The organism is Alkalicoccus luteus (genome assembly GCF_012034335.1).
Lineage (GTDB): Bacteria > Bacillota > Bacilli > Bacillales > Salisediminibacteriaceae > Alkalicoccus > Alkalicoccus luteus_A.
In genome coordinates this window covers 1-409 of record NZ_JAATHJ010000086.1, presented here as the reverse complement: position 1 = coordinate 409, position 409 = coordinate 1, and the positions used below count along the sequence as shown (strand labels likewise).

1 protein-coding gene is annotated in these 409 nt (G+C 52.8%); it reads right to left on the bottom strand.

The window, feature by feature from the left end:
- Window positions 1-409, bottom strand: a 409-nt coding sequence (locus HCN83_RS18040; RefSeq protein ID WP_425483643.1) for an IS1634 family transposase, incomplete at both ends; no start/stop codon positions are given.

Here is a 409-nt window from a genome sequence, read left to right as displayed (position 1 = left end):
TAGGAATTCGCCTGGAGATCGAGGATATTGGGAGGAGGCTTCAACCCTAGCGCCCCAAAGGTTCGCCGCTGTTTCTGGGTCACTTCCGTACACTGAAACAGGTCTCCATCTTTTGTAGAAAAATGTCCAACATGGAGCCGATTCATTTCCTTGCGAATCTGGGTCCAGGTTTCTCCGGTCTGCAACTCGGCAATACGGACAAGCAACAGGGCCAGCCAGCTGATCACCACATGGGCGCGAATCCGCTCTTCGAGCCGATGATACATGGGACGCAGTTGTAACGTGGTTTTTAAGGTGCGAAACGCGTCCTCCACTTCCAACAGCTGCTTGTAACCAAGCGCCACGTCTTCGATCGACAAGGTATCATCCGACGTGCGGATGAGGTACTTTCCGTCATATTTGCTCGCGT